This window comes from Nocardia sp. CDC159 (assembly GCF_023740735.1).
GTDB lineage: Bacteria > Actinomycetota > Actinomycetes > Mycobacteriales > Mycobacteriaceae > Nocardia > Nocardia pulmonis.
The window spans coordinates 1-19,205 of the sequence record NZ_JAMRXH010000008.1 but is presented as its reverse complement, the minus strand read 5'-3'; the positions used below and the strand labels follow the sequence as shown (position 1 = coordinate 19,205).

General features: G+C 65.6%; 48 protein-coding genes. 43 read left to right on the top strand and 5 right to left on the bottom strand.

Going from position 1 to position 19,205, the window contains the following annotated elements; genetic code table 11:
• Positions 1-200: 200 nt before the first annotated feature.
• Entirely contained in the window at positions 201-578 is a 378-nt protein-coding gene (locus NDR87_RS18950; RefSeq protein WP_251914529.1) for a helix-turn-helix domain-containing protein, read from the bottom strand.
• A gap of 140 nt (positions 579-718) precedes the next feature.
• On the opposite strand from NDR87_RS18950, the gene NDR87_RS18945 reads away from it, so the two are divergent.
• The 36 genes from NDR87_RS18945 to NDR87_RS18775 all read left to right on the top strand — a co-directional run bounded on the left by NDR87_RS18945 (position 719) and on the right by NDR87_RS18775 (position 14,506).
• Positions 719-958 carry a hypothetical protein gene (locus tag NDR87_RS18945; protein WP_251914530.1) on the top strand — a complete coding sequence of 80 codons (240 nt, stop codon included), beginning with the start codon at positions 719-721 and terminating at the stop codon, positions 956-958.
• The gene (locus NDR87_RS18940; protein WP_251914531.1) at positions 955-1,146 is read left to right on the top strand and encodes a hypothetical protein; all 192 of its coding nucleotides are present in this window, start codon (positions 955-957) and stop codon (positions 1,144-1,146) included. Before NDR87_RS18945 ends, NDR87_RS18940 begins: the two co-directional genes overlap by 4 nt.
• Positions 1,147-1,231: 85 nt before the next feature.
• A complete protein-coding gene (locus NDR87_RS18935) occupies positions 1,232-1,525 on the top strand; it encodes a hypothetical protein (RefSeq protein ID WP_251914532.1) in 294 nt (97 codons plus the stop codon).
• Positions 1,526-2,256: 731 nt separating this feature from the next.
• Positions 2,257-2,745 (top strand): hypothetical protein, encoded by a 489-nt coding sequence (locus NDR87_RS18930; RefSeq protein ID WP_251914533.1) that lies wholly within the window; start codon positions 2,257-2,259, stop codon positions 2,743-2,745.
• A gap of 53 nt (positions 2,746-2,798) precedes the next feature.
• Positions 2,799-2,963, top strand: coding sequence for a hypothetical protein (locus NDR87_RS18925; protein ID WP_251914534.1), 165 nt, complete (start codon positions 2,799-2,801; stop codon positions 2,961-2,963).
• Positions 2,960-3,229, top strand: coding sequence for a hypothetical protein (locus NDR87_RS18920; protein ID WP_251914535.1), 270 nt, complete (start codon positions 2,960-2,962; stop codon positions 3,227-3,229). The genes NDR87_RS18925 and NDR87_RS18920 overlap by 4 nt, the downstream gene beginning before the upstream one ends.
• Positions 3,226-3,447 (top strand): hypothetical protein, encoded by a 222-nt coding sequence (locus tag NDR87_RS18915; RefSeq protein ID WP_251914536.1) that lies wholly within the window; start codon positions 3,226-3,228, stop codon positions 3,445-3,447. The genes NDR87_RS18920 and NDR87_RS18915 overlap by 4 nt, the downstream gene beginning before the upstream one ends.
• Positions 3,444-3,611, top strand: a complete 168-nt coding sequence (locus tag NDR87_RS18910) for a hypothetical protein (protein WP_251914537.1) — start codon at positions 3,444-3,446, stop codon at positions 3,609-3,611. Before NDR87_RS18915 ends, NDR87_RS18910 begins: the two co-directional genes overlap by 4 nt.
• A complete protein-coding gene (locus NDR87_RS18905) occupies positions 3,608-3,922 on the top strand; it encodes a hypothetical protein (RefSeq protein WP_251914538.1) in 315 nt (104 codons plus the stop codon). The genes NDR87_RS18910 and NDR87_RS18905 overlap by 4 nt, the downstream gene beginning before the upstream one ends.
• On the top strand, positions 3,909-4,193 hold the full coding sequence (locus NDR87_RS18900; protein ID WP_251914539.1) for a hypothetical protein: 285 nt from the start codon (positions 3,909-3,911) through the stop codon (positions 4,191-4,193). Before NDR87_RS18905 ends, NDR87_RS18900 begins: the two co-directional genes overlap by 14 nt.
• 134 nt (positions 4,194-4,327) lie before the next feature.
• Positions 4,328-4,834, top strand: coding sequence for a hypothetical protein (locus tag NDR87_RS18895; RefSeq protein WP_251914540.1), 507 nt, complete (start codon positions 4,328-4,330; stop codon positions 4,832-4,834).
• The gene (locus NDR87_RS18890) at positions 4,831-5,043 is read left to right on the top strand and encodes a hypothetical protein (RefSeq protein ID WP_251914541.1); all 213 of its coding nucleotides are present in this window, start codon (positions 4,831-4,833) and stop codon (positions 5,041-5,043) included. The genes NDR87_RS18895 and NDR87_RS18890 overlap by 4 nt, the downstream gene beginning before the upstream one ends.
• Positions 5,040-5,324: a hypothetical protein gene (locus tag NDR87_RS18885; protein WP_251914542.1), complete on the top strand. Its 285-nt coding sequence runs from the start codon at positions 5,040-5,042 to the stop codon at positions 5,322-5,324. The genes NDR87_RS18890 and NDR87_RS18885 overlap by 4 nt, the downstream gene beginning before the upstream one ends.
• Before the next feature lie 82 nt (positions 5,325-5,406).
• Positions 5,407-5,670, top strand: coding sequence for a WhiB family transcriptional regulator (locus tag NDR87_RS37905; protein WP_372494230.1), 264 nt, complete (start codon positions 5,407-5,409; stop codon positions 5,668-5,670).
• On the top strand, positions 5,667-5,936 hold the full coding sequence (locus NDR87_RS18880) for a hypothetical protein (protein WP_251914543.1): 270 nt from the start codon (positions 5,667-5,669) through the stop codon (positions 5,934-5,936). The genes NDR87_RS37905 and NDR87_RS18880 overlap by 4 nt, the downstream gene beginning before the upstream one ends.
• The gene (locus NDR87_RS18875) at positions 5,924-6,157 is read left to right on the top strand and encodes a hypothetical protein (RefSeq protein ID WP_251914544.1); all 234 of its coding nucleotides are present in this window, start codon (positions 5,924-5,926) and stop codon (positions 6,155-6,157) included. Before NDR87_RS18880 ends, NDR87_RS18875 begins: the two co-directional genes overlap by 13 nt.
• 148 nt (positions 6,158-6,305) lie before the next feature.
• Entirely contained in the window at positions 6,306-7,082 is a 777-nt protein-coding gene (locus tag NDR87_RS18870) for a hypothetical protein (RefSeq protein WP_251914545.1), read from the top strand.
• The gene (locus NDR87_RS18865) at positions 7,079-7,654 is read left to right on the top strand and encodes a Rad52/Rad22 family DNA repair protein (protein ID WP_251914546.1); all 576 of its coding nucleotides are present in this window, start codon (positions 7,079-7,081) and stop codon (positions 7,652-7,654) included. The genes NDR87_RS18870 and NDR87_RS18865 overlap by 4 nt, the downstream gene beginning before the upstream one ends.
• Positions 7,651-8,016, top strand: coding sequence for a hypothetical protein (locus NDR87_RS18860; protein WP_251914547.1), 366 nt, complete (start codon positions 7,651-7,653; stop codon positions 8,014-8,016). Before NDR87_RS18865 ends, NDR87_RS18860 begins: the two co-directional genes overlap by 4 nt.
• The gene (locus NDR87_RS18855) at positions 8,013-8,438 is read left to right on the top strand and encodes an HNH endonuclease (RefSeq protein ID WP_251914548.1); all 426 of its coding nucleotides are present in this window, start codon (positions 8,013-8,015) and stop codon (positions 8,436-8,438) included. The genes NDR87_RS18860 and NDR87_RS18855 overlap by 4 nt, the downstream gene beginning before the upstream one ends.
• Positions 8,435-8,848, top strand: a complete 414-nt coding sequence (locus NDR87_RS18850; protein ID WP_251914549.1) for a hypothetical protein — start codon at positions 8,435-8,437, stop codon at positions 8,846-8,848. Before NDR87_RS18855 ends, NDR87_RS18850 begins: the two co-directional genes overlap by 4 nt.
• Positions 8,845-9,219, top strand: a complete 375-nt coding sequence (locus NDR87_RS18845; RefSeq protein WP_251914550.1) for a hypothetical protein — start codon at positions 8,845-8,847, stop codon at positions 9,217-9,219. Before NDR87_RS18850 ends, NDR87_RS18845 begins: the two co-directional genes overlap by 4 nt.
• Positions 9,216-9,494, top strand: coding sequence for a hypothetical protein (locus tag NDR87_RS18840; RefSeq protein WP_251914551.1), 279 nt, complete (start codon positions 9,216-9,218; stop codon positions 9,492-9,494). The genes NDR87_RS18845 and NDR87_RS18840 overlap by 4 nt, the downstream gene beginning before the upstream one ends.
• Positions 9,491-9,706 carry a hypothetical protein gene (locus NDR87_RS18835; protein WP_251914552.1) on the top strand — a complete coding sequence of 72 codons (216 nt, stop codon included), beginning with the start codon at positions 9,491-9,493 and terminating at the stop codon, positions 9,704-9,706. Before NDR87_RS18840 ends, NDR87_RS18835 begins: the two co-directional genes overlap by 4 nt.
• Positions 9,706-10,155: an HNH endonuclease gene (locus NDR87_RS18830; protein WP_251914553.1), complete on the top strand. Its 450-nt coding sequence runs from the start codon at positions 9,706-9,708 to the stop codon at positions 10,153-10,155. Before NDR87_RS18835 ends, NDR87_RS18830 begins: the two co-directional genes overlap by 1 nt.
• Positions 10,155-11,039, top strand: coding sequence for a hypothetical protein (locus NDR87_RS18825; protein WP_251914554.1), 885 nt, complete (start codon positions 10,155-10,157; stop codon positions 11,037-11,039). The genes NDR87_RS18830 and NDR87_RS18825 overlap by 1 nt, the downstream gene beginning before the upstream one ends.
• Positions 11,036-11,383: a hypothetical protein gene (locus tag NDR87_RS18820; protein WP_251914555.1), complete on the top strand. Its 348-nt coding sequence runs from the start codon at positions 11,036-11,038 to the stop codon at positions 11,381-11,383. Before NDR87_RS18825 ends, NDR87_RS18820 begins: the two co-directional genes overlap by 4 nt.
• Positions 11,380-11,799: a hypothetical protein gene (locus NDR87_RS18815; protein ID WP_251914556.1), complete on the top strand. Its 420-nt coding sequence runs from the start codon at positions 11,380-11,382 to the stop codon at positions 11,797-11,799. The genes NDR87_RS18820 and NDR87_RS18815 overlap by 4 nt, the downstream gene beginning before the upstream one ends.
• Complete coding sequence (locus NDR87_RS18810; protein ID WP_251914557.1) at positions 11,796-11,999, top strand: hypothetical protein; 204 nt, start codon at positions 11,796-11,798, stop codon at positions 11,997-11,999. Before NDR87_RS18815 ends, NDR87_RS18810 begins: the two co-directional genes overlap by 4 nt.
• A 23-nt stretch (positions 12,000-12,022) precedes the next feature.
• Positions 12,023-12,310 (top strand): hypothetical protein, encoded by a 288-nt coding sequence (locus NDR87_RS18805; RefSeq protein WP_251914558.1) that lies wholly within the window; start codon positions 12,023-12,025, stop codon positions 12,308-12,310.
• A gap of 123 nt (positions 12,311-12,433) precedes the next feature.
• A complete protein-coding gene (locus NDR87_RS18800) occupies positions 12,434-12,658 on the top strand; it encodes a hypothetical protein (protein ID WP_251914559.1) in 225 nt (74 codons plus the stop codon).
• 88 nt (positions 12,659-12,746) lie between these two features.
• On the top strand, positions 12,747-13,256 hold the full coding sequence (locus NDR87_RS18795; RefSeq protein WP_251914560.1) for a hypothetical protein: 510 nt from the start codon (positions 12,747-12,749) through the stop codon (positions 13,254-13,256).
• Positions 13,249-13,641 carry a hypothetical protein gene (locus NDR87_RS18790; RefSeq protein ID WP_251914561.1) on the top strand — a complete coding sequence of 131 codons (393 nt, stop codon included), beginning with the start codon at positions 13,249-13,251 and terminating at the stop codon, positions 13,639-13,641. The genes NDR87_RS18795 and NDR87_RS18790 overlap by 8 nt, the downstream gene beginning before the upstream one ends.
• A 141-nt stretch (positions 13,642-13,782) precedes the next feature.
• Complete coding sequence (locus NDR87_RS18785) at positions 13,783-14,022, top strand: hypothetical protein (protein WP_251914562.1); 240 nt, start codon at positions 13,783-13,785, stop codon at positions 14,020-14,022.
• Positions 14,019-14,270 carry a hypothetical protein gene (locus tag NDR87_RS18780; protein WP_251914563.1) on the top strand — a complete coding sequence of 84 codons (252 nt, stop codon included), beginning with the start codon at positions 14,019-14,021 and terminating at the stop codon, positions 14,268-14,270. Before NDR87_RS18785 ends, NDR87_RS18780 begins: the two co-directional genes overlap by 4 nt.
• Positions 14,267-14,506 (top strand): hypothetical protein, encoded by a 240-nt coding sequence (locus NDR87_RS18775; RefSeq protein ID WP_251914564.1) that lies wholly within the window; start codon positions 14,267-14,269, stop codon positions 14,504-14,506. Before NDR87_RS18780 ends, NDR87_RS18775 begins: the two co-directional genes overlap by 4 nt.
• A 163-nt stretch (positions 14,507-14,669) precedes the next feature.
• On the opposite strand, the gene NDR87_RS18770 is transcribed toward NDR87_RS18775, so the two are convergent.
• The 4 genes from NDR87_RS18770 to NDR87_RS18755 form a co-directional block, all read right to left on the bottom strand.
• Positions 14,670-14,903: a hypothetical protein gene (locus NDR87_RS18770; protein WP_251914565.1), complete on the bottom strand. Its 234-nt coding sequence runs from the start codon at positions 14,901-14,903 to the stop codon at positions 14,670-14,672.
• Positions 14,904-15,001: 98 nt separating this feature from the next.
• Positions 15,002-15,373: a hypothetical protein gene (locus NDR87_RS18765; RefSeq protein ID WP_251914566.1), complete on the bottom strand. Its 372-nt coding sequence runs from the start codon at positions 15,371-15,373 to the stop codon at positions 15,002-15,004.
• Positions 15,374-15,399: 26 nt separating this feature from the next.
• On the bottom strand, positions 15,400-15,720 hold the full coding sequence (locus NDR87_RS18760) for a hypothetical protein (RefSeq protein ID WP_251914567.1): 321 nt from the start codon (positions 15,718-15,720) through the stop codon (positions 15,400-15,402).
• A gap of 89 nt (positions 15,721-15,809) precedes the next feature.
• A complete protein-coding gene (locus NDR87_RS18755; RefSeq protein ID WP_251914568.1) occupies positions 15,810-16,841 on the bottom strand; it encodes a DUF932 domain-containing protein in 1,032 nt (343 codons plus the stop codon).
• An 86-nt stretch (positions 16,842-16,927) separates the two neighbouring features.
• Between NDR87_RS18755 and NDR87_RS18750 the strand changes: the two genes are divergently transcribed.
• The 7 genes from NDR87_RS18750 to NDR87_RS18720 all read left to right on the top strand — a co-directional run bounded on the left by NDR87_RS18750 (position 16,928) and on the right by NDR87_RS18720 (position 19,128).
• A complete protein-coding gene (locus tag NDR87_RS18750; protein ID WP_251914569.1) occupies positions 16,928-17,152 on the top strand; it encodes a hypothetical protein in 225 nt (74 codons plus the stop codon).
• A 61-nt stretch (positions 17,153-17,213) separates the two neighbouring features.
• On the top strand, positions 17,214-17,537 hold the full coding sequence (locus NDR87_RS18745; protein ID WP_251914570.1) for a hypothetical protein: 324 nt from the start codon (positions 17,214-17,216) through the stop codon (positions 17,535-17,537).
• Between the two features lie 179 nt (positions 17,538-17,716).
• Positions 17,717-18,046 (top strand): hypothetical protein, encoded by a 330-nt coding sequence (locus NDR87_RS18740; RefSeq protein WP_251914571.1) that lies wholly within the window; start codon positions 17,717-17,719, stop codon positions 18,044-18,046.
• 332 nt (positions 18,047-18,378) lie between these two features.
• Complete coding sequence (locus NDR87_RS18735; RefSeq protein WP_251914572.1) at positions 18,379-18,585, top strand: hypothetical protein; 207 nt, start codon at positions 18,379-18,381, stop codon at positions 18,583-18,585.
• Positions 18,582-18,722 (top strand): hypothetical protein, encoded by a 141-nt coding sequence (locus NDR87_RS18730; protein WP_251914573.1) that lies wholly within the window; start codon positions 18,582-18,584, stop codon positions 18,720-18,722. Before NDR87_RS18735 ends, NDR87_RS18730 begins: the two co-directional genes overlap by 4 nt.
• A complete protein-coding gene (locus tag NDR87_RS18725; protein WP_251914574.1) occupies positions 18,719-18,934 on the top strand; it encodes a hypothetical protein in 216 nt (71 codons plus the stop codon). The genes NDR87_RS18730 and NDR87_RS18725 overlap by 4 nt, the downstream gene beginning before the upstream one ends.
• An 11-nt stretch (positions 18,935-18,945) precedes the next feature.
• On the top strand, positions 18,946-19,128 hold the full coding sequence (locus tag NDR87_RS18720; RefSeq protein ID WP_251914575.1) for a hypothetical protein: 183 nt from the start codon (positions 18,946-18,948) through the stop codon (positions 19,126-19,128).
• Positions 19,129-19,205 lie beyond the last annotated feature (77 nt).

The window sequence follows — 19,205 nt, the reverse complement described above, 5'->3', positions numbered from 1 at the left end:
AACGGCTGGGTGATCGTTGGATCGCTGATTGCTGACGATGAGGGTCTGGTCGAAATCGAGCCGCGCAACGGCCTTGTGGCCGTGCAGTTCTCGCGGCTGGTAGCGATCGCGATGCAAGTATGGCGGTGGGGGCGCGGTTGCACCCAGGGATGGAAATGGATTCCATCCCTGGGCGTTTGGATTACCGGCGTGGGTATGCGCTATCCGTCGGGGTCAGAGCGTCGCCGCTTCACAAGCTCCTCGATATGTTTGTCAGATTCCGGCACGCCCCTTGTGTACAAGGGGTTGAGCGTCCCATCGGCGAGGTAGATGTCTTCGCCGCCCACGTCTGGGTCGCCTTGCTGCTCGGCGGCGGTCCAGATGTCGGCGACCTCGATGCCTAGGGCGTTTGCGATCTTGCGCATCTGCTCCAGGTCGATCGCGGTGTCTCCGCTTAGCAGTGAAGACAGGGTGGCCTTCGGGATGCCGGTGGCTCTCACTAAGTCCGCCTGTCTCAGCTTGCGTACGCCCAGTTGGGCGCGGAGTTGGGACGCGACGGCTCGTGTGAACCATCCCGCCTCGCGTGCGTTCGCAGCCATGGGTAGCCAGTCTAGTTTCCATATGGAGACAGGCCAACAGGGGGCAAGGGGAGTGACAGCGGAAAGGCAGATGTCCTCGGAAGTCCTGCGACGCCTGCTAACACCTTGCTATTGTCTCCATATAGGGATATTGTCTCTATATGGAGACATCGCAGTCGTGGGTGGCCCAAGTCACGGCCCGTATCCGGGCCGCCATCGCCGAAGCGGGACTCACTGAGGAGTACGTCGGTGAGCAGGCCGGTCTCGTCAATTCGAGGATGAGCCGAGCTTTCAACTACCCCGACCGCTACCCGTTCGACCTCGGTCACGTCGAAAACTTCGCCAAGGTCCTCGGCAAGTCGCCGGCCGACTTCGTGCCGCAGTCCGAGGGGGTCGCGTGATCACCGCGGAGCCGGACTACGAGCGGCGCAAGTCAGCTGCCCCGGAAGTCCGGATTGACCAGTCCTGGGTTCAGGAACAGCTGGCCCACTTCCCTCCCGGCTCGATGGACGGGGCGGTCATGATGATCCGCGCCTATGAGAAGGCCGAACGTCGGACACCCCGGCGCCAGGCGGGTGAAGCTGCATGACCGGCTTCCTCGTCCTGCTGCTCCTGGCGTTCTTCGTCGGTGGCGGCCTGCTGGTGTGGGCGATCGTGGCGGGGGGAGCCCGGAAATGACCGAGCCCTGTTGCCGCGCCGCGGCGATCCAGGTCCGCCCGAACGCTCGGACGTCGTGGCGGTTGCTCAAGGCGACCGCGCTGACGGCGCTGCTGGGCATGGGTGTGGCCTGGGTGGCGTACCTGTTCGGGCTGATCAACGGCGACTTGTTCGCGTCGGGGCTGTCCTTCGGACTGGCTGTGATCGTGGGCGCTCCAGTCTGGGCTGCGGTGCTGCTGGTGGGCTTGTGCTGGGCGGATGCGCGGCGCTGGGATCGCGAGCACGGCGGCGAGTGCGGTGATCGGCAATGAGCGGGCGTCGGGTCAAGAAGCTGCGCGCCGAGGTGCGCAAGCAGCGGAAGCAACTGCGGCGCTTGGCCGATCAGGTCGAGCAGCTGCAAGCGGCGCGCTCGCAGACCGTCGCGCTTGGTTTCCAGTTCGAAGAGGCCGACCCGCCGGAGACGGTGGCGACGGCGAAAGGTTCCCTCGGCGGTACACCCCAACCGACCGCCGCCGAGGGCCGGGACGTGTCCGATCGGTGCAGCCGCTCGGGCGATGTGGCGCCCGCGGGCACGTCCCACCCAAGCTCCCTCGACGGGTTCGACCCTCATCAGGCCGTCGAGGGCGAGGCACGTCCGGCAGGTGGCTTCCCTGCGCTGCCGCCGCGCGTACCTCATTCCGGCGCTCAGCGATTCCAGGATGCGATCGCGGCGATTGCGGGCCCCTGCTCGGTTGCGCGAGATCCTGCTGGCCCCCGGCGCTGCTGGGATGTTCTCGGTCTAGGCGAGCCCGCAGAGTGGTGCGCACCTTGCGTCGCGCAGTACGCGCTCGACCCGTGGATTGATCGCCCCCAAACGTCCTCACTCCAGGCCGATCCCGATCCCTGTGGTGAGGCTGCACCCCACGTCACAACGTCACACGACGGTGCGGCTGTGGCGTGGGGTGCCTCCGAAGACTCCGGCCCCGAAGCCGGAAAGAAACGGCCGCCGCAGTCCCGATAACTCGGCGGCCCGACCTAACACAACAGCAAGAAAGTCTACCCGATGAATATCATCGCACTTCCCGGAAGCCCTGCCGCGGCCGATGTGGCTGCCGACTTGCGCGCCTTGGCCGACATTGCTGAGACCGACGAGTTCGTCGCGGCGATGCTCGCGCGCCTCATTTCAGGCGGCACGCTGTGGCCCAACCATGCCACCGACTACCAGCACAGAGACCACGGCGCGCAGGTCATGGGCGAAGCGATCCGCCGGTTCAAGCCGATTGCGGCGGAACCGATCCGCAAGGAGTTCCGTGACGGCGGCGACGGCTACTTCGATGCCGTCGTGCCGCTTAAAGCGCTCACCCTTCGCCTGACCGACCTGCGTGAGGTGGTGTGCGAGCGGGTGGTGACCGGCGTCGAGACCGTCACCGAGGAAGTGCCGGACCCCGAGTACGTCGCTGCCGCACCGAAGGTCACCGTGACCCGTGAAGTCGAGTCGTTCGAGTGGAAGTGCGCTCCAATCCTCGCCGCGTCCGAGGCGGTGACCCGATGACCGGCCACGTTGGGGGGTGGCGGCACGACGTGGATAGCCTGCGCCGCCAGCCCATGGACTCTTTCGATCACCGCCTGGGCGACCTGCTCGCGACGTGCAGCGATGCCGAGGCGCTGGATCTGTTGGTGCGCATGGTGATCGACGACCCCTGCGACACACACGAATACCAGACGGCTGCGCGGGTGCTGGGCCACTGGGGGCCGGAGGTGCCGCGATGACACAGCCGGAAGCCTACGGGCCAACAGAGGGATTGACCTTCGTGCGGTCAGAGTCGCGGCGCGTGGAGCGATCGCAAAGGGTCGAGATCGCCACCGGTGACCTGTTCCTCGATCAACTGAGGGCCATCGTCGAAGCTGCTCACGACCTGCCGTGCGAATCCACCGTCTCGGTGTGGGTCGATGGGAAGTGGTGGACGCCCGACCAGATCAAGTTCGAGCACACCGTCTATGAGCGTCCCGGCGACACCGAGGAGGTGCAACCGTGAACGCCTATCCCGAGTGCATCGATTTCGTGAACTCCCTCCGTTCGAGCGAACTGCTGATCGACCGGCTCATCGGCAACCGTGTGCACCGCCTGGCCGACCGCGAGCTGATCCTCGAATTCGTCACCGAGCTGATGACCGACAACGTCCCCCGGTCGCGGGCGTTCGAAGTCGCCTGGAGCGTATGGAAGTTGATCGGCGGGATCGAGGCCGCAGCATGAACCGCCTGCATCTGCCGCACCCGCACATCGCGGACCGCTTCGTCCACGCGCTCAGCGAGGGCGTTTGGGCAGGGCTGCTGCACCGCGAGCACTGGCGCGAGCCGCCCACCCGCACAGCACCGCCCGCCGATGACTGGCCGGAGTGGCATTGGGCGGACCGATGACCGGGTCCGCCTACCGAACCGCGTTGCGTCCGACCACCGAACTCGGTCCGTTCGTCAGCGAAGCCGCGGTTTATGCCCTGTACCCGCCGATCCCGTTCCAGGGCGGCATTCCCTACGACTGGGGGGTGACGTCGTACGTGATCGTGTCGTCGGCGATGCGGGCGGGCGACACCCAAATGTATGCGTGCACGGAGAACGGCGACTTGTTGTCGTGGGTGCCGCTGGAGCAGGTGCCAGTCGCTGATCACCGGAAGTGCCTGCGCGTTGCGGGGTACGAGTTGGAGGAGGTGGCTCCGCGTGGCGCAGCGTGAGGTCGAGTTCGAGTTCGTCGATGAGCTTCCAGCGAAGACGGGCCGTGGACGAGATTGGCTTCTGGACGCTTTCGCCGAGGCCCTCAAGGCGCGGCCGGGCCAGTGGGCGAGATGGCCGAAGCCGCTGATGGATTCGACTGCCAAGACGTATGTGTCGGCTATCGGGAAGGGAAGGCTCCGCCCCTTCCCGGTGGGCGAGTTCGAAGCGGTCGTGCGCTTTGACGTTCTATACGTCCGCTACGTCGGGGAGGTGCCCGATGACGCCGCGTGAGCCCTGGTTCGTGGTCCTGGAGCGAGCAGCTGAACGAACCGGATTTGTCCAGCAGGCCGACGTGCACGGGCCGCACTGCGCTTGTGGCCCATGTGAATTCAACTACCCACATATCCGATCCGAGAGGTCGTCTGATGACTGCTGCTGAGAAGGCGCTCACCGTGCGTGAAGCCATCGAGCGGGAAGCGCGGACGCTGGGCTGGGCCGTCAACTCTGTGCTGGCGGGAACGCACTTCACCCGCGGCGGATGGGTGATCGCCGTCCACTGGTCGGACAAGGGAATTCCCGGCTCCTATGTCATCACGGATACGGCTGGAACGGTCCGAGATTCACGGAACTGGCATACCGACCACGACGGAGTGTGGGACGGCGTCGTGGACGGCCTCAAAGGCTGGTTGCGTGCCCCAGTCGAGGAGCCCGAGGAACCGTCGCCTGCCTGCGACCCGGCTGTACAGCGCGCTGTTGAGCAGATCGTGGCCGCGGTCGGCGACGCGCTCGCCGACGCGTTGCGCCCGGATCCGTTGAGGTCGCGGATCGTCGACTACATCGCGGAGTTGCGGCGGCTCGAGCCGTACGAGGCCGTGTGGACGTCGTCGGTGGCCGATGTCCTGGAGACCTTGATGAAGGGGGCGGCGCGGTGAGCGGCTTGTGGCTGCCGCTGCTCGGCTGGGTGACGGCCTCGGTGATCGGGGCCGTGCTGCTCGTGGCACTCATCGCCATCGTCACCCAGCCGCGCGACGGCGAATACTCCTGCGGCTCCGTTGATCTCGATGAAGACGGCCAAGACGTTCCCGAGGATCCCGACCGTGCGCGCGACTGGCGGATAGCCGACGACCTGGGGGCGCTGTGAGCCGCCCGCGAAAGCTCACGGACCAGCAGGTCCGCGAGATCCTGCAATTGCATCGCCGCGGGCTGTCCTTCGCGGGGATTCAGCGCCTCTACCCGCCGCTTACTGGGATGACGGTCCGCCGCATCGTCGATGCGACGCTGTATGCCGACGTGACCGACGACTCACATCCACGCGGCTGCCTCGGCTGCGCATCCAGTGATTTGCGCGACGAGAACATCGAAACCGCGCGCAACCAGCGGGTTTGGGTGCGGTGCTTCCACGCCGCGTGGGATCCGTTTTGAGCGGCCGAGGCTTCGTGGTGTGCGAACGGTGCCGAAAGCACGCGAGAAGCAAAGGGGGACGGGCAAATTGAGTGATCAATGGATGCAGGCACCCTGTAGGCAGTCGCCGCACTTGTGGTTCCCGCCCCGCGACCGCAGCGGCACCAGGCGGTCGCGCGCAGCCGAGGCCATGCAGGTGTGCATAACCCACTGCCCCGTCCGAGCCAAATGCGCGCAGCAGGCCATCGACCTTGGGGCGGAGTCGGGCATCTGGGCTGGCGTGGACCTCGGCGACAGCGGGGGCCGGACAGATCTGACTCGCGCGTTCGAGCAACTGGAGGGCATCGCCAAGGGGGTGTCAGCGTGACCGCCCGCTACCACGATCACGACGAGATCGCCGCGAACGCCCTGATGATCTGCGACGACCTGCGCTCCCAACCGCTATTGCAGATGTACCGCGGTCTGGCGGCCGAGTGCGCGTGGTTCCCGGAGCGGATGGCGCAGCTACTGATGTGCCTGGCGGCCTGGGTGGATTACGACTCGCCGCTGTCGGTGCTGGAGGAGCGGGCGCGGGCGATCGTTGAGTTCCGGATCGCGGACGCGCAAGGGCGGGTGCTGTCGTGCGAAGCCTAATCATCGACGCCGAGGACTACCGCGTCACGTTGCGCGACGGATTCTCTTGCGCCGTGGCCGAACTCGACCCGTCCGGCCGGATTCGGCTGCTCGGTTACGAGGACGACGAGACCGGTGTGACTCCGGTGTACGGGTCCATGCATTCGCTCGACGCTATCGACCAATTCGCCGACGCGCTCAAAGCGATCGTCGCGCACGCGAGGGGAGAGACCGATCACTGATCACACGATCAAGCGCAACCATCTCGACCAACCATGGGTGATGCCGCCAGGCGCGGGGCCGTTGACTGGGGAGTGGCGCGAGGGTAAGGACCGGCGTGGGAAGCCGAAGCGGTGGTGGTATTCCGAGGACGCGATCCCGTACGCGCGGATGTCAGCGGTCGCGAAGTCCCTCGATAGCAAGGAAGGTCTGGTCGATTGGGCTGCCGCCCAGGCTGCTGTGGGGGTGATGCTCGACCCGGCAGCGCGGTCGGAAATCGTCACGCTGATCAACGAATTCGACGGCGACCCGTGGAACGCGGAAGAGGGCGGCTTCGCTAACTCGGGCAAGGACCGGCTGAAGGCTGCGGTCGAGCAGGCGCGCGCCACCGCCGGGCAGCATGTGGCCGCGGCGGCGGGGACGGAATTTCACAAGCTTGGTGAGTTGGTGAACCGCGGCCAAGAGCCGCGCCTGGTCCAGGATCACCTGAAACCGCTTCTGGACGAATACAAGTCGGCGATGGCGCCGATCCGATTCCTGCGCCAGGAACTGTTCGTGGTCAATGATGAACTGCAACGGGCGGGCTCGCTGGATTACCTGCTTCGTCTGCCGGACGGCCGCGTCCTGGTGTCGGACCTCAAGACCGGGAAATGGGATGTCCGCTATCCGATGTCAGTGACAACGCAGGTCGCCGCACTCGCCCATTCGGTGGTGTACGACCAGGAGACGGGGGAGCGCCGCCCGATTCACCCTGACCTCGACACCGCAACAGGGCTACTCGTGCACTTCCCGATCATGCAATCACAGCCGCGGGTCCGCTTCTACGAGCTCGATTTGGGACTGGGGATGCGGGCGGCGCGGGTGGCTCGCGATATCGACGAACTGCGGAATGCGTTCAAACGTAGGGGCGCCGAGCCCCGGCCGCTGCAAGTGGGGGTGCCGTGGTGAGGCTCAACCTCAAGCAGATCACGCAACTACTCAAGCCGATTCACCCGAACAGGGTATTGAAGGACGGCAAGGGCCATGCGCACGTCTCCCAGCAGGACATAACCGCGCATCTGATCAGGGTCTTCGGATTCGGCAACTTCGACACCGATGTTCGGTACGTCGAGTTGGTCTTCGAGGAACCACGGGTCAACAAACAAGGCGAACCCTCGGGGCGCTGGGATGCCTGCTATCGGGCCATGGTGCGGCTGACGGTGAAGGACCCGCACGGCAACGAGCTCGCCCACTACGAGGACGGTTCGACAGCCACGGCACAGAACCAGACCCGCGGCGACGCACACGATCTCGCCTTCAAAAGCGCGATCTCACTGGCGAAGAAGCGCGCCGCGATCAACCTCGGCGACCAATTCGGGCTCTCGCTCTACAACAAGGGCCAGTTGTCGGCGCTGGTGATGGGCACATTGGTCATGCCCGACCAGGTCGCAGAGGACGCGCCGACGGACATGCAGGACGGCGTGGAGAAGCAGGTCTCACTCGGCAACGACGAGATCGACCGAGAGGACGGTGACGAATGAGCGCGGTCCCGCAAAACGCCAACGACGTCGTCCTCCAACTATCGAGGCTTTCCCGTGAACTCGACGAGCGGACCAAAGACCTGAACGAGGCCGATGTGGCCGCCGTCAACGCCCGGGAGGCGGCGAAGCTCGCCGAGGCACAGGAGTTCCTGAAGGCAGAAGGCTCGGTCGACGCCCGCAAGTGCAAGGCGATCGTCGCCACGCCCGAGCTGCGCCTGGCGGCCGAGGTGGCCGAGGCGGGAGTCCGCGGTCTCCAGCGCACCATTCGCACTCTGCAGACGCGGATTGATGTCGGCCGCACCTACGGTGCCACGATCCGCTCGGAAGCCGCGCTGGCCGGAAGCGGGGTGCACGGGGCATGACCGTCCACCCGTCACCCAAGAATCTGGCGAAAGACTTTGTGCGGCAAACGTTGCCGAAGGTTCAGCCGCGGCGCCGGAAGCCGAGGAACCCCGGCGAGTCGAAGACTCGAAAGCTGGTCAGGAAACGCTCCGGCGGCTGGTGCGAGATCTGCGGGGCCGCCCGCGCCGAATCGGTCCACCATCGCCGCAACCGATCCCAGGGCGGCCCTTGGACGGCATCGAACTGTGTCGCGACGTGCGGCGATGGCACTCGCGGCTGCCACGGGTGGGTGGGGCGCCGCCCGGCTGCCGCGCACGACTCGGGCTTCCATCTCGAACACGGCGAGATCCCCGCGAAAACCGCGATCGTGTCCGGCCTGCACGGCCACGTACTGCTCGACGACTTCGGCGGCATGAAGCCGGCCAAGGGAGGCGCGGCATGAGCCCGCGACTGTTCCATGGCGGCGTCCCCGATTTGCGAGTGGGCGAGGTCATCGAGCCCGGCCACGGCCGCCGCCATCATGACGGCTGCCCATGGTGCGAGGCCCGCGCCCGCGGTGAAGCGCATCTCGGCATGGATGGGCCGTCGCAACATGCCGATCGCGTCTACTTGACGCCGAATCGGTTGTACGCCAAGCATTACGCCTCCCTGTGGGGCCGCGGCGATCTGTACCGCGTGGAGCCGATGGGCGAGCTGGCGCGGTCGACCGAGGACTCCGTCGAGACGTTCACCGCCCCGGCGGCGCGAGTTGTAGCGATCTTGGATCGCGCGGTGCTGCTGACCATGTCGGAACGACGCCGCTTGTATCGCGAATGGGAAGCGGCTGACAAGCGTCAAGGAGGTGCGCCGTGAGGTCCTTCGAGGAGATCGAACGCGATGCCCGCCCGACGCCAGCCTTCAGCAACGGCAGCTCCTGGGAGTACTGGGAGGCTGCCTGGTGCGCCAGTTGCCTGCGTGATGCCCCATACCGCAACGGGATCGCCAATACCGGATGCCCGCTGATCGCCGTGGCGATCTGCTCGCAGAAGACGCCGGTCGAGTGGTTGGAGCAGGAGCAGCCGCAGGACTATCACTGCATCGAATTCCGGGCGCCTGGGGGCGGGGGTGGCGAACCGCGTCCGAAGCCGGAGCCGCCGCAGGAGGGCCTGTTTCCGCGGCCGGAGCGGGCGACGCGAATGCTGACCGAGCTGGGATCGCATCTGCGTGAGGAGGTTTCTGCATGAGCGCTGAAGACATCGGTACGCGCGAATGGTCGGAGCTGATCCGCAAGCCTCCCGGCTGGGTGATGGTCGACCCACAGGGCCGGGTGGAAGGCGTCATCGGCTGGAAGCCACGCACCCGAGCCACGGTCCAGCAAGCACACAAGAAGTTCACGCCACGAAAAGCCGATCGCGACAAGGAAATCGAGTCGGGTTGGGTGGTGCGCCGGGAGGAGCCGGGAGACCGGGAGGCTTTCGCGGCCGCCATTGCTGAGTTGGCGAAGGAGGCCGAACAGTGACCAGATGCCGATTCAGCGCCCGGATTTCGGCGCACCCGGTGTGCGTTCCGAAAGTCGCTGACGCCCTGCGCGCAGCGGGTTTCACGGTCTACTACGACGACCAGTCCTTCATCCCAGATCAGGACGTCCAGGGTCATGTCCACGCCTACCTGTTCATCGGCGGGCCGGAAGGGTGCTCCGGAGGGGAGCTGACGAAGGAGGCCCGCGACTAATGGCATGGGGCCGGATCGACGACAAGATGCACAGCCACAAGAAGACGATGCGGATTCCGCGTGCGCGCCGGTGCGAGGCAATGGGGTTGTGGGGCCTGTCTCTCAGCTGGTGCTTGGGCAATGCCAACGACGGCGCCGTACCGGCCGGAGTGATCGAACTGTTCGGCGCTTCGGCATCCCTCGCGGATGCGCTCGTCGAAGCTGACCTCTGGACCCCATCAATGGATGGATGGCGATTCGTCGACTGGCCCCGGATTGTCGAGCGGAGCAGGAACATCCCCGCCGCCGTGCGTCTCGCGGTGATGCAGCGCGACGGTTTTCGCTGCCAGTTCTGCGGAGCGACTGAAGCGTTGTCGCTTGATCACATCATCCGGTTCCGTGATGGCGGTCCGGACACCATCGAGAACCTGCGCGTGCTGTGCATGCCGTGCAACCTGGAGCGTGGGTAATGCGGATCAGATCTATCAAGCCCGAGTTCTGGCGCTCCGACGACATCGACAGACTGACCTGGCACGAGCGCCTGGTCTTCATCGGCTTGTGGTCCTACGTAGATGACAACGGAGTCGGCCTCGACAAGCTCGCGGCGATCTGTGCGGATCTCTTCGCCGCGGATGTGGAGCGGGAACCTCGCGAGACCTTCGAGAGGGTTGCGGAAGCGCTTTCTACGTTCGCGGAACGAGGTCTGATCGAGCGATACACGGTCGAGGGGAAGGCGTTCTTGTACGTCACAGGGTGGGGGAGGCACCAGCGCGTCGACAAGCCCAACAGGGCTCGATATCCGCTCCCTACCAGCCAGGATGGAGAACCGCGCGAATCCTCGCGACACCCTCGCGAGACTGTCGCTCGATCCTCGCGCCCGGAACAGAGGAACAGAGGAACAGAAGAGAACTCTTCTTCGAAGAGTTCTTCGTCGGCGAAGCCGCCGAAGCAGGACGAGCCGATCCGCGAGGACGTCGAAGCCCTCTGCCTCCGGCTCCAGGAACTCGTTGTCGCCAACGGCAACCGCAAACCCACGATCACCGAGAAGTGGCGCACCGAGGCGCGTCTGCTGCTCGACCGGGACGGCATCGAACTCAATCGAGCGATGGCGCTCATCGACTGGTGCCAAGCGGATCCGTTCTGGAAATCGAACGTCATGTCGATGCCGAAATTCCGGGAGAAATACGACCAGCTCCGTTCGAAAGCGATCGAGGAACACAATCGCCGGACCGCGGCGGCGTCCGTCGAGGGCGCGGCCACCGCGAAAGCCCGCGGCTGGATGGACGTGGCCAACGAATTCGACGGCGCCGTGACGGCTTTGGATCCCTACCAGCAGAAAGCGATTCAGCAATGAGCACACCCGCCGAAGCTGCTCAGGTGCTCGCCAAGTGCGCGTGCTTCGATCCGTCGTTCAGCCGCCCGGACAAGGCGCTCGCGGTGGGGTGGGCGGAGGCGTTCTCCCGCTACGACCTCGAGCTGCCGGATTTGCTGGAGGCGGTGACGCGTCACTACGTCGAATCGGCGGAGCGGGCGATGCCGACCCATCTGATCCGGCATGCGCGGGAGATTCGGCGCGACCGCGCTGAACGCGAGAAGGCGCACCAGGCGGCGCTGGAGGCGCCACCGGCTAGCCCGGAACATCGTGCTGAAGTGCTGCGCCTGGTCCGAGACCTCGCAGATCGGAAAGCGCTGTCGTGAACGGCTACCGATTGGTGATCTTCATGGGGACCCGGATCAATCACCTGCGTCTGCGGCGCGTGGTGGTGGCCGAGTTGGAACGGGAGCAAGCCCTGGCCCACGAAGCCGCGAAGGCGTTGTTCGTGGCAGTCGGGGATTGCCCGAGTGGCGTGGATGGCTATGTCCGAGGGTGGTGCGCGGCGCACCTTGCGCGGTCGGATTGGCGTGTGTTCGAGGCGGATTGGGCGCGTTACGGTCGCGCGGCCGGGCCGATCCGCAATCGGGCGATGTGCCGCGCGTACTCGGATGCCGACACGGCTGTTGGTTTGCCGTCGTCGTGGGATCGCGCCTTGTCGAAGGGGACGTGGGACTGCCTCGACGCAGCGGACGAGCTTGGCCTGCCCACGCGCGTGATCGGGCCGGAGGTGTGGCGATGACGCTCGATCGCACCGGAGAGCCGCGCCCTGATCACGAGTGCCGCCGCGGTTGGCTGACTGGCCCGCTCGCGGACGAACCCGTCCCGTGCCCGATCTGCAAGCCGCATCTGGCCACGCGGGTGACGACGAACGACTACTCCGAGCGCACCACCTTGAGCGCCCGCGCCCAGCAAACAATCGAAAGGGAGAACCAGCAATGAGTACACCGGGAATGGGCGGCCGAATGATGCACGGCATCGCTCACGAGCCAGCCCCGACGCAGCTGTCGGTGGCTCACCACGCCATCGCAGGGGAAGTCTTGGCCGAACTCAACCGCGCTATCGCCAAGTTTCCGCCGATGAACTCGATGCACGAGGGATGGGCGATCCTCCGCGAGGAGGTCGACGAGATGTGGGACGACATCAAAGCGAACCGGTGGCCCGAGGCGGCCCAGGAGGCGCGGCAGGTCGCGGCGATGGCGATCCGTTTCATCCACGACATGGAACAGCTCCGCAAGCGCGGTGCCGAATGACTGTCCCGCTGCGTCACCAGAAGCGTCCGTGCAACGAGTGCCCTTGGCGGGCGGATGCCGAACCGGGGCCTCCGCGCCGGGGCTACCGGACGTGGACGCCGATCCGTGGAGGCGGTGCCGCCGATGCCGACTGACCTTCAACCGGGCGTGGATGTCACCACCTGGTCGGCGCGCAAACGCCACCATCCGCACCCGACCGACCGCGCCGAGACCCGCTGCCATCGGGACGCGCTGCGGCCGGGCCAGCCGACGATGCGCGGTGACCTCACTCAACCTGACATCGACGCGCTGCCGCTGTGCGGACTGTGCGCCAGCGCGAGGAAGGAACCAGCCGATGCCACCGAATGACCGGGACCTGATCGCCGAGGGCAGAAGGCTGCTGGCCGCGGCGATGCCACCGCCGTGGACTGTCGGGCGACACCTGGATATGTGGGAGGTGCGCGACGGTGAGGATGTGCAGCGAGCCGATTATTGCGGCGAATTCGACGCCGAGCTGATCGCATGGGCACGCAACAAGCTCGGTGAGATCCTGACCCGCTGGGAGTCCGACGCCCGCCTCCTGCGGCACTGGGAAACGCTTGCCACCGAGGTGGGGACGCTGTTGGGCACCGATGACGACGAGGCGATCCTGCCGCGGCTGCGAGCGCTGAAGGCTGAGAACGCCGAACGCGAACGAATGATGGACGAGATGGGCGCGCAGCTCGCCGAACTCGAATTCGAGACGGTGCAGAAGCTGCGCCGCGAACTGGCCGCCGCGCACGCCCTGATCGCCAGCATCTCCCGCGAAGCGGAACGCTGGACTCGTCAGCCGAACGACGAGGACGCCGAGCAGCAGATCGAGGACGGCAAGAAGATTCTCGGCATGATCGAACGCGTGTCGGTTTCCGAGGGCGCCGGCCGCGAAGTCCGATCTGCTCGCAATCCGGAAGGCGAGCTGGATGGCTGACCACGATCCGGCAGACGACTTCGTGGAATTCTTCGAAGCGGACTGGCCATCGGGAATCCCAGTGGGCGTTCACGCGTCCCGCTACACCGTCACCTGCCTACCGATCGACCACTTCGAAGCGCACCTGTTCTCCGTCCATGTGGAGTACACCGGTCGTGGCCGCTGGGCGGTGCGCCGACTGAAACGCTGCTACGACATCAACGGCAAGCCGGACTGGGAGTCCATCCCGTCCGAGCGCACCGACGAATGGCTGGATCGGTTCCGGTTCGACCGTGACACCGCTCTCGCCGTCGCCCGCCGTGTCGCGCCGACGTTGATCGTCAACGGCACGACCGTCCCTCGAGCGCTCGCCCGCATCGCCGCGGAGGCCGCCGATGCCGGTTAGCACTCTCTCCTACCTCGCTGAGGCTGCCCGACGCGGCGCGCTCGGCACTGTCGGGCTCAAGCCAGGGGAATGCTCCTGCGAGATCTGCCTGAAGGTCACCGGTCCGGCATTCAGCGCCGATCGACTCCAGAAGGTGACCGGATGACCACGGCCGGACCCGAACCCCAGTTCGGCCCGTTCCTGGAATCGCTGTACACCAGCCACCGCCGCCGCGAGGACATCGAGGCCGAACGGCAAGCGCTCGCCGAGCGGTTCGAGGCCGTGGTGGACGACGGCTATCACGAGGAGCCGCCGAGGCGGGCCTGGTGGCCAATCCGGACGGTAGTCACGTTCTTCCGGACCTTGAACGGGATGCGAAAGATGCTTGGAGGGGACGCGTGATGGCGAACCGCCTCACCGACGAACAGCTGGCCGAGATCGCGCACGCCATCCCCTACAGCTACGAGGCGGGCGACTACCCGCCGGACCTGAGCGACTGGGCGCGGGTATGGCTCGGACCGGACGGCGGCACCCTCGCACTGCTGAACGAGCTACGCGCGGAACGGGCGCGCCTGAACCAGTTAGAGGAACGAATCCGCCAGCACTACAAAGACTTTCCCGCCCGATACATGACAGGAGATCCCAGATGACGCTCCAAAACTTCCTCGCTGGCCGCGGCCCGCTTCCTCTCAGCCGTCAGCGGCGCCAGCTGAAGGCGCGCCGGATCCTGCTCGACCTTGCCGCCCAGCATCTGTTCCCTCACGAGGGAACCGACATCCCGATGGCGCGCAAGGCCGCTCGCGCGGCGGCCGACTGGCACTCGGCATCAATGATCGATGCGATGCTGGCCGACCCGCGGCTGCGCATCGACCTCGCCGACGAGTGACTCCTCTACTCGAGTCCGCCGCCCCAGTCGCGTTCGTTGTTGGCGCGGATCTCGGCGATGCACTGTGCGCACGCCTGGCCGCCGGGACCGACAGGCTGGGGATCGCGGCCTACAATGCTGCAACGGCCACATAGGCGAGGTTCGTCTGACATGTCAACGAATCCTAGGACAGGCGGCCGGTCACCCATCGCCGCAACAACCTCACCGCGTCCCGCTTCGTGCGGACGGGGGTCGGGTACGGGTTACCGGCCATCTCGACCATCCACCCGGGCGCGCCGACGAGCTTGCTGGCGGTGGCGTAGACCATGCCGTCATCGACAGTGACGACCTCCACGAGCGTGCCGTGGTCATACATGTCATGTCGGTCGGTCAGGCGGACGGGTCGCGGGCTGGGCATCGTCGATCCTCGGGCGGAGAGTGTGGGGAGTTTTCGCGGGAGCGTCGTTGCTCCCACTCGGCCACAACCGTTGTGGCCTCGGTCAAGTCGCGTTGGGGTCAGTGCCACGGGTGGTCGCACCGCAGCGGCAGTCGGGCCGCCGATGCAGCGTCGTCTAGCTGCGCGCCCACGTTCGGGGCGACTTCCCCATGAGTCACCTGCCCGTCGACCACCCACTGCCACGGAGGGGACTTCCGTTCCGAGCAGACGCTACGGGCGAACACGTAATGCTCCACCACGCCAAGGACGTCGACGGGCCAGTTCGCCAGTTCGGCAAACAACTGGCCGCTGTCAGACCACACCCGCGTCACCTGGTTGGCGTAGCGCTGATCCTCGAAAGTCGAGTAGCGGATCGGGGCATGGGCGAGTTCGATGACCGGGCTGCGAGTGCCGGGGTCGGTCGGATCTTGAGGCGGCACGCCATCAGTCATCGAATTCTCCTGTGCTGGTTGAGGTTCTAGCGGGGGCGGATTTTGCCGAACCGGTCATCGAGCACCCGGCCAGCGAAGACGCCAAGCAGGTGGTAGTCGCGGCGGTCCTCGGCGAAGCCCTCGGCGAGGTCGGCGTCGATGCGGTACGCCTGCAGCTCGCGCTCCTGGCGATCGAACTCGAGGTCCTCGCAGTGCAGCCGAAACTCGCGCAGGTACTGCTGATCGCCGGGTCGCAGCTGGCCGTACCCGCGCTTGCGGTCGAACTCGGCGGCGACCCGCTCGACCCACAGTCGCTTGCCGGGGGCGTACTGGTCGATGAGGCCGAAGACCTGGTCGAGGGGATGCATTTGTCGTTCCTCTGTCGGGTGCCCAAGTGTTGCTGAGCGGTTCTAGTGGTCAACACCGCGCCCGGCTGTGCCGGGCGCGATGCAAACGGCTAGACGGTTTGCAGCATCCGGAAGGCGTTGAGCTTGAGATCGCGGACCGTGGCCGAGGTCAGTGTTCGCATCGCCCGAAGGTCCGCCGCCGATGCCTTCTTCCCACGCACGTCCATCACGTGATCGGCGTACTCGGTGACGGCGTTGTAGGCACCGAGTTTCGTCCCGGCGAACGGACGCACCGTCGGCGATTCGATGAACAGCTTCACGATCCCGCCTGCATGCTTGCGACGATTGTCGGCCTGCTGCTCGCTCGTCGCCTGGTCGACGGCGAACAGGTTCGCGGCCAGCTTCTCCACCCGGGACGCGGAGATCTCCTGCTGAAGCAGCGACCGGCATTCGGCCTCGAACTCCTCCATGTAAGCGAAGGTGAGCCCCAATGCCTGCCGGGCCTGGGCGATGGCGCGGGTCGCTCCGTCGGTGTGCCAGATCGAGAACGAGGCCTTCGCGTGCCGGACGGCGGCGGTCTGGGTGTTGGCGCACACGATCCGGATCGGGGTGATCAGGAACCGGAATGCCGACGTGCCGTCGTGGCTGTTCAACGCCGCGATGTAGAAGTCGGTGCGGTCACGGGAGCCGTCGTGGCCGGTGAGGGTCATCGCTTCGGGCAGCTTCATCGTCACGAAAGTTTCGCGTCCCTCACGCAGAGCCCCTGCGGTCTCGAAGTGCGCGCCGGACTCGGACACGAGCGCATCGAGCAGTTCGCAGCTCTGCTCGTTTTGGAACGGCCGGTAGGTCTCGCCCACCACGCCCAGGTAGTCGATTGTGCCGGTGACGGGGTTGGTGCGGACGGTGGCGTACTTGCCGGTGACCGGGATCGGCGGCGGGGTGGTGACACCGTCATCGGTGATAACCGGCTGCTGGGGGATGACCAGCGGCATCTTCCGCACGTTCCATCCGGCCAGGCGAGCTTCACGCATCGCTTCGGCCGCGGTCATGGCGTGACCGACCTGCTGTCCCAGCTGGTGCCAGGCGTCGGTCCGGCTATCGGCGAATGAGGCGATTCCTTTGGTGATGTCGAGGTTGTGCATCGGGGGGCTCCTTGCCTGTCCTGCTGATGCGTCTTACTATACATTGGAGTCAATGTAATGTGAAGACCCAATGTAAAGTCATGGAGGTGATCAAGCTGCTGTCGCTACGCGGATTCGCCAAACGCCGAGGACTGGCCTACGGCACCATCAATCGGTACTACGTCGAGAAGCGACTGCCCCCGCACGACGGCGAGATCGGCGAGGATGAAAACGACCCCAAGGCCCGCGTCGGCTGGCTCCCTGAAACGGTCGACAACTGGCAGCGCCCCGGCCGCGGCGCACGCACAGACCTGAAGAAGGACAAGACATGAGCACTTACCTCGTCACCCACCGGGAGCAAGGACTGCGGGACGGAACCGAGGAGACAACGCCGTGAAGAAGGACGACCCGCGTGGCCCGACCGACCTGGAACGAGCCGGGACCGAGCGGGACTGGGGGGTCGAGGAGAGGCTGGCATTCCACCGCGCCCTGCTCAAAAAGCAGCGCCGACGCGAAGCCATGACTGACGGGCAGTGGCTCTTTAGAATGCTGGCACGCATCGTCTACATGCCAGTGTCATTCATACTCCTCACGCTGGAGGTGGCGTGGATGTATGGCGCTCAATTCAAGCCGGGTTCGGGCTGGTGGATCGCCGGGGCTTTCAGCGTTGTCGTAGCCGGTCTGATCATCGAGCTGGCGTTTTCAGGTAAGGGGTGATGACCAAGGTTGGTTGGTCTAGTGATCAACACCGCGCCCGGCCCGTGCCGGGCGCGACGCAAGACTAGAACGGGGGGTTGTTGCCGGGGTTGGCGTCTGCCACGCGCTCGCTTATCCGTGCAGCCGGTGGTGAAGTGCCGGGCTTCGCATCGACGACACGCAAGCCTGAGCGTGCTCCCATGCCCGAACTCCCCGAGTTCGTCGGCCCGCAGCAGCCCGACCCGCGCACCATGACCCGGGAAGCGCTGAAGGCCGAAGATGCCGAGCTGGACAGAATTCGCCGCGCAACGAAGGTCTGGACCTTGACCCCTCGGCATCGCGCGGTCAAATCCGCCCTCGGGGATTTCGCGGCTGCCGACGTTCGCGCCCGGACCGCAGCTCGGCGGTCGGAGGCGGCGAAGCGTGGTGCCGTAACCCGAGCGCGTCGCAAGGCTGCCGGGTTGCCGCCGAAGCGGCTGGAAATGTTCAGCCCACCTCCAGGTGGCTGGACTGATGCCGACCGCGTCTGAGCCTATAAGGAGATTCGACCGATGTCCCGCACCAAGTATCAGCGGACACATGCACCCGTCGCCCGCCGCGAAGTGCTGTGTACGGAAACCGGCCGCGATGATCTCGGTCTGGAAGCACTGCGCGGGGTGGCGAACAGTCCGGTCCTGCGGTTGCCCGCCGGATGTCATGTCCCGCGCAGATTACGAGCGCCAATGCCGGATGCAGGCCGAGGTGAAAGCCGAACTGGCGCGCTGCGGCATCATCACTGACCGCCGATAAGGCCAACATTACCGGAGGCTAGGCAGAGTAAACCCGAAAAGCATTACCACACAACAATATTCAGGACCAACTCATGATCATCGTCACCTACATCCACACCGGCCAGACCGCCACCATCGACAGCGCGGACTTCACTGAGACCGTCACACCCTGGTTTCCCGATGCCACTGCCGAGGTTCGCCAGGAGATCGCCGAGGTGCAGCACGCGCTGAATTCGGGCACGTTCATCGCCGGATCGGCGAACGGCTCTCTCGGGCTCGATATTTCGGTGGTGGAATGATGCCGACCTACCTCGTCACCCTCCACGTCCACGAGGACGACGACCTCCCCTCGGAGGTCGTCAAAGCCAAGTTCCTCGAAGCCTGCGAGGACGCGCCGATCTCATTCGACATCGTTGCCATCGAGCGTGAGTCATGACCACGAACCTGCCGGCCATGCACTACATCATCACATTCAGCTGGCCCGGAAACACCGCCACCTGCGAAGGCATTGCCCACGAAATGCGCACACGGCAGGAGGCATATCGGCTCATATCCGAGGGGGCGCGGAAGCAGCTGAACGTTCCGAGCAATGCTGCGATCTCGTTCTTCGCGCTTGAGCCGAATGAGATTGCGCGAGAAGAAACCTAAAGGGATAGACAATGACCGAATCAGGGAGTAACCGTGCGAGCGGCACGGCCATCATCTTAGAGATCACGGCAGCCGCCGACCGATCCGAGGACTTGCCGCCCTTGCTGGACGTCCTTCGCAACATCGGCGGAACCGCCGCATCGTTCGGTTTCACGGTGCGACTGCTGGCCGATGGTGAGGAGATCGAGCCCTGACCGAGCAAGGCCAGAGTCATTCGAGGAGTTCGAACGATGCGGTCGATCCAGTACGAAGATAGCCGCGGCCGTCCACA